Origin of the sequence: Anaplasma bovis (assembly GCF_036903315.1) — a bacterium.
Lineage (GTDB): Bacteria > Pseudomonadota > Alphaproteobacteria > Rickettsiales > Anaplasmataceae > Anaplasma > Anaplasma bovis.
In genome coordinates, this window is sequence record NZ_JAWLNY010000060.1 from 1 (window position 1) to 5,845 (window position 5,845).

The 5,845-nt window shown below is 43.0% G+C and carries 3 protein-coding genes; 1 reads left to right on the plus strand and 2 read right to left on the minus strand.

What is annotated here, in order from left to right; translation table 11 throughout:
* Positions 1–140: 140 nt before the first annotated feature.
* Complete coding sequence (locus R4I06_RS04200) at positions 141–2,741, plus strand: UvrD-helicase domain-containing protein (RefSeq protein ID WP_334414326.1); 2,601 nt, start codon at positions 141–143, stop codon at positions 2,739–2,741.
* Positions 2,742–2,757: 16 nt separating this feature from the next.
* Here the strand turns inward: R4I06_RS04200 and R4I06_RS04205 are convergent, their stop codons facing one another.
* Both R4I06_RS04205 and R4I06_RS04210 read right to left on the minus strand, forming a co-directional pair.
* Entirely contained in the window at positions 2,758–3,732 is a 975-nt protein-coding gene (locus tag R4I06_RS04205) for a quinone oxidoreductase family protein (protein WP_334414328.1), read from the minus strand.
* A 143-nt stretch (positions 3,733–3,875) separates the two neighbouring features.
* On the minus strand, positions 3,876–5,845 hold a 1,970-nt coding region (locus R4I06_RS04210), incomplete at its 5' end, for a type I secretion system permease/ATPase (protein WP_334414327.1).

Here is a 5,845-nt window from a genome sequence, read left to right on the forward strand (position 1 = left end):
TCACTGTGCAAAGCGCACAAAACAGTACATAGTGCACAGAAAAAAAAACTCCTCACAGCTATCATCCTACGTTACTCTCTAACAAGGTTAGCGCAATTTTACCTGTAAAGCGTAATTTTACCACTAATACAAAGTAAAATATGGACTCAGATAACAATTATCTGCTTGACAATCACTATAGAGCCGCGACTGATCCCGCCCACGATTTGGTTTGGATAAATGCATCAGCGGGCACGGGAAAGACTAGAATGCTCGTGCACAGGGTGATAAGACTCCTAACGTCTGGTCAGCGTAACATACTGTGTATTACATTCACGAATTCTGCGGCACACGAGATTACAGAGAGAATCTATAACATAACAAGAGAGTGGATGTACCTATCAGATAAGGAACTTATCGACATTATACAGAAGGTATACAATCCAGAAATGTCCCCCAAATTTTGCAATACAGCACGAGGTCTGTTTCTAAACTTACATACCCTACTAAAAGTGCAGACAATCCACGGGTTTTGCCATTCTCTTGTGTCCGCATTTCCCGCAGAAACAGGAATTCATCCTGACTTTTCTATAAAGGACCTAGATGAGTCTTACCCTGAGATTTTTTCTAAGCTACTACTAAACAGCGATCCTATAGCAGAACATTTATCTCAACTTTCAACAGACTTAAAGGAGAATACTTTATACGACACTATATATAAAATCATAACAAAAACTCGCGACATAACACTGCCCGCAGAACCGCCCATATTGCCTGAAATATCTGCAAGTGACATTCCATGTCCGGAGGAGTTGATGGACGCGCTGGCATGTGGAGGAATTCAGGATCAAAGAATCAGTTCTAAAATGCGGACATGGAAAAATACAACAAATCCATCCATTAACCAAATAGGAGCATACATCTCCATTTTTATTGATAGATCATCTTTGGAAAATAAGGATATCTCAAGTATCGCAAGCAAAAAAGTATTGAACTTATACCCAATGTTGCAAGATACCATACTCGCCGAACAGGATAAGATCAGGGAGTTTGCAGAAAAATTTTATACGCAACGTATATCGATGCGTACGTATCACATGCTTCATATCGTACACTATTTTTTGTGCTTATATAATCAGGACAAGAAAACCAATAAATACCTCGACTATCAGGACATAATAAGCATCTCACAGAAACTCATGTCAGACCCAAAATCTAGAGACATGGCGCTCTACTATCTAGATGGCAAAGTAGATCATGTCTTGGTGGACGAATCTCAAGATAACAGCTTAGAACAATGGTTGATAATAGCCGCGGTTTGCACTGATTTCTTCTCAGGATTGAGCACAAGTGACACTATGCGTACGTTGTTCGTAGTTGGAGATGTAAAGCAGTCTATATACGGCTTTCAAAATGCACGCCCAGATTATTTCCACTACATGTACCAGTACTTCATAAAGAAGAGCAATAACCCCATAAATCTGGATCTTAGCAGGTCGTTTCGTTCCACCCCCGCGATACTTTCTGTGGTTGACAAGGTATCTAATAGCTTGCGAGAACAAATATCATTTAAATCTAACGAAATAAAACATCACGCACACAGAATACACGAGCATGGTAGCGTTCATGTATGGCCCATACCCACTGTAGAGAGACAAAAGAAAATTTACGCGTGGGATGTGCCTAATACACCAATAGTCAAGAGTCAGAATACCTTGTTACTGGCACAAACAATTGCACATACGATAAATTCTTGGATAACCAGCGGTAGACAACTAATCTCACAGAATCGTAGTGTAAAACCTGGAGATATACTCATATTAGTCCGTCACAGGAGCATTTTTGTAGATCAAATGAGCTGTGAGCTCAAAAAGGCTAATATCCCAGTAGTGGGTAGAGATAGAATTAACATAATGGATCACATAGCGGTAAAACACCTTGTAAATTTTGGTGAATTTCTGCTATTTCCTCAAAATGACCTGGCGCTGGCAGCTTTGCTGCGATCTCCCATGCTTCAGTACACCGAAACATCGTTATTCAATGTTGTAAGCGTTGGGACAGGTTCGCTTTCTCTATGGGAAAAACTTCAGCTATCATCGTCTGATAAGCACACGGTTGATTACCTAAAATGGCTGATATCTATCTCAAAAACCCGCAATACACTTGATCTATACTCTCTCATTTTGTCAAAGCACAGGAAACAGCTTGTTAGTCACTTTGGCGACTTTTGTGAAGAAATCATAGATGAGTTTGTAAGCACAATAGTGAAGTTTATGGAGTCCAATACAGGAACGCTGGAAATCTTCATTAATTGGATAAAAAAGGCCAATCCCGTAATAAAGAATGACATAACTTCCCCGAAAGACGGGGTTCGCATAATGACAATCCACAGCGCAAAAGGCATGCAATCCCCCATTGTATTCCTTCCTGACACTACTAGTGTTCCCAAGTGCGATACTCAGGTAGTGTTCAGTCAAGATGGGGCACCTATTTGGTGTGCATCAGAAAACAACCGCCAGTGCATCGCTTTGAAGACTACGAAAAAACATGAGGAATACAATGAATATCTAAGACTCTTATATGTTGCAATGACAAGAGCAGCGGATGAGCTCTACATTGCTGGGATAGGCATCCCGAGCGACAAATCGTGGTATAGCGTAATAACGAGTTCCTGCGCTGACATGTTCACAAAACGCAATACACCGCTCCACCCAATGTTTAGAGACAACGCAGACGTTCTATGTGTTGAAGACAACGCATAGCATGTCGTTCTGAATATCAGAAAACTATGATTCCTAACCCCTGAAAAGCCCTTCCTTCAACGTCTTTGTGGGCCTTTACTATGTCATCAAACTTATAAGTCTTCCCGACCTCTATCTTGAGGTGACCTCTACGTAACATTTCGAAAATTTCCATAGCAGTAAGCCCCAGCTCAAGTCTTGAGCTCTTATAATGATGTAGTAGAGGTGACGCCATAAACCAGGATCTTTTGCTAAGCGTATAAGCACTGATACCGGAGATAGCCCCAGTAATGTGTCCGAAGGCTACATATAGTCCGAACATCCCCAACACGCTGAACCCCATCTTACTGGCTTCAGCACCTATAGAGTCGTAAACAACATTGACCCCCCTACCGGATGTTATACTCATTATTTCCTTAATAGCATTCTCATCTTTACTATCGAAAACATGAGAACATCCGGACTGTTTTGCCACTATGGTACCACGTTCTGAATTCACAGTTCCTATGACCTTGCACCCCTTGTAGACGGCCCATTGGCATAAAATATTTCCAACACCTCCGCTAACACCAGTTACTAGCGCGTGAGTCCCCGGGCGCACATCGTATATTCTGTGCGTTAGATAGTGTGCCGCCATAGCCTTAAACATACCAGCAGCAACTACCTGCTCATTGATATCATCAGGAATCCTAAACAAGTATCTCTGGTGTATTATCCTTGTATCAGAGTACGCGCCGCCAGGAGCGGTACAATACCCCACCTTATCACCAACACCTATGGCTTCTACATCAGCGCCAACTTGCTTAACAATTCCTACTCCCTGCACACCGGGCACGAAAGGAAATCCCCCTACTTTCCTTAACCCCGCTCTGCATTCTACATCGTAGCGATTGAGACCTATCGCCGTGTGTTCAATCAAAACCTCTCCTATCCCAGGTTCACCAATGTCCCTGTCCACGTATTTGAGAACTCCAGCTTCTCCAAATTTTTCTATAACAACAGCCCTTGCCATAAACCTTCTTACCACTTTCTCCCCTAACATATTACACATAACTGTTAACAAAAAGAAAAGCATTACCAACACTCTTGAAGAGAATACTCTCTCCTTAATAAGCTAACACCCTCTACTCCCAGGAGCCTTCTGAAAGAACTTTTTCAATTCTCTTTATCAACAGGCTCACTCTTGCTCACACTTTTCTTCCTTACAGCAGCCACGGTTTTGTCTTCGGATGCGTGACTTTTCTTCCTACGCAGTGGTTTTTGCGCATTAGCTGCTTGAATCGGAGTATCATCTAAATCTGTATTTACAGCAGCAGTACTTGCCACACTCTTAGTAGAGACAGCCGTCTTACGAGAAGTGACACCCTTCGTCTGAGCACCCTCACCAAAGTCTATACTCTTTGTTGATGTAGATGCCTTATTAGAAGCGACATCTTTCGCTTGCGCACTTTCACCACTTTGCTCAGTATCTTCACCATTGCTTTTAGATGCCCTAGCCTTCGATGCAGACTTACGCAATGGTTTTGGCACATCCGCCGCTTGAATCGGAGTATCATCCAAATCTGTATTTACAGCAGCAGTATTTGCCGCGCTCTTAGCAGGGACAGCTGCCTTAAGGGAATCAACATCCTTTGCCTGAGCACCTTCACCAAAGTCTATACTCTTCGTTGACGTAGATGCCTTATTAGAAGCGACATCTTTCGCTTGCGCACTTTCACCACTTTGCTCAGTACCTACACCCCGAACAGCATCCCCACTGGAGGATATTTCCCCTTTAGATACAGGTATAGGAGCTATGATACCGGGTGTAGATTGCGGACCACTCTTGGCTGTGCCACTATTAGCCTGAGTTGACATACGATTCTGACTGGGAGAAACTTTGCCCAAGATCTCTTCCTTGCTTCCCATGGCGTTCATCATGCCGTCTTCCATGACAAGAACCTGATCTACGGCATTTAAAAGCTGCACCTTATGCGTGACAACAAATGTAGTGATACCTTGAGTTTTAGCATACCTGAGAGCTTGTATTAATTTCATTTCCGCCTTACCGTCCAGGTTTGCATTTGGCTCGTCCAAAACAAGCAATCTGACATCACCATAGAATGCCCTAGCTAGGCCCACCATCTGCTTTTGTCCACCAGACAGAACTACACCACCACTTCCTATGATTGTGTCATACCCATTGGGCAATTGTAGTATTAGCTCATGTATGCCGGCAATAGTAGCCGCTTTTATTACCTTTGCCGAATCAGGATCAGGGGCCATCCTTGCTATGTTAGTCTTCACAGAAGCGTTAAATAATTCTACGTCTTGCGGAAGGTACCCAACATGCTTACCAAAATCTTCACGATTCCAAGTGTATACATCGGCACCATCTAATCTAACTACACCAGAAATGGGTTTCCAAACACCCACTATAAGCTTCGCTAGCGTGGATTTTCCCGAGGCACTCGCCCCAATGATTCCCACAATTGAACCGGGATCAACGGAAAAAGATATCCCTTTTATCGTGGGTTTGTTGCTACCATATGGGGTGAAAAATACTCTTTCAAAAAGCACCGAACCCTTGGGCGTGGGCAATGTCATTGATTGCTCCCTCTTAGGTGCCAGTAATAACAGCGTCTGCAGCCTTCTATATGATATTCTAGCGGACAACAACATTTTCCAGGTATTGATAGCAGCCTCAAATGGTGCAAGAGCTCTTCCCATAAGAATGGATGATGCTATTATACCCCCAGCTGTTTTGTGTCCATTTATTGCCAACCACGCACCAACCCCAATAACCGAAATTTGTAGGACAGAACGTATGAACTTTGTGATGCCTAGTATTATGTTCGACCTACTCTGTGCCTTCATTTGCAAAGCCCTATTGCGATCGTTCTTACTGGACCACTCGGAAACTATTTGCTTTATCATACCCATTGCTTCCAGCACTTCAGAATTGCGGCTAGCAACGTCTATGTAACTGGTATTTCGAACGTTTTCCTCGGTAGACTCCTGAACTATCTTTTTCGTTGCCAGCTCATTCCATACCGCCATGAAAACCAACAGTACTATTCCCACTACTGCTATAATTCCACTAATCTTGTGTATCATGAATATGGCCACCAGATACACTATCGCCC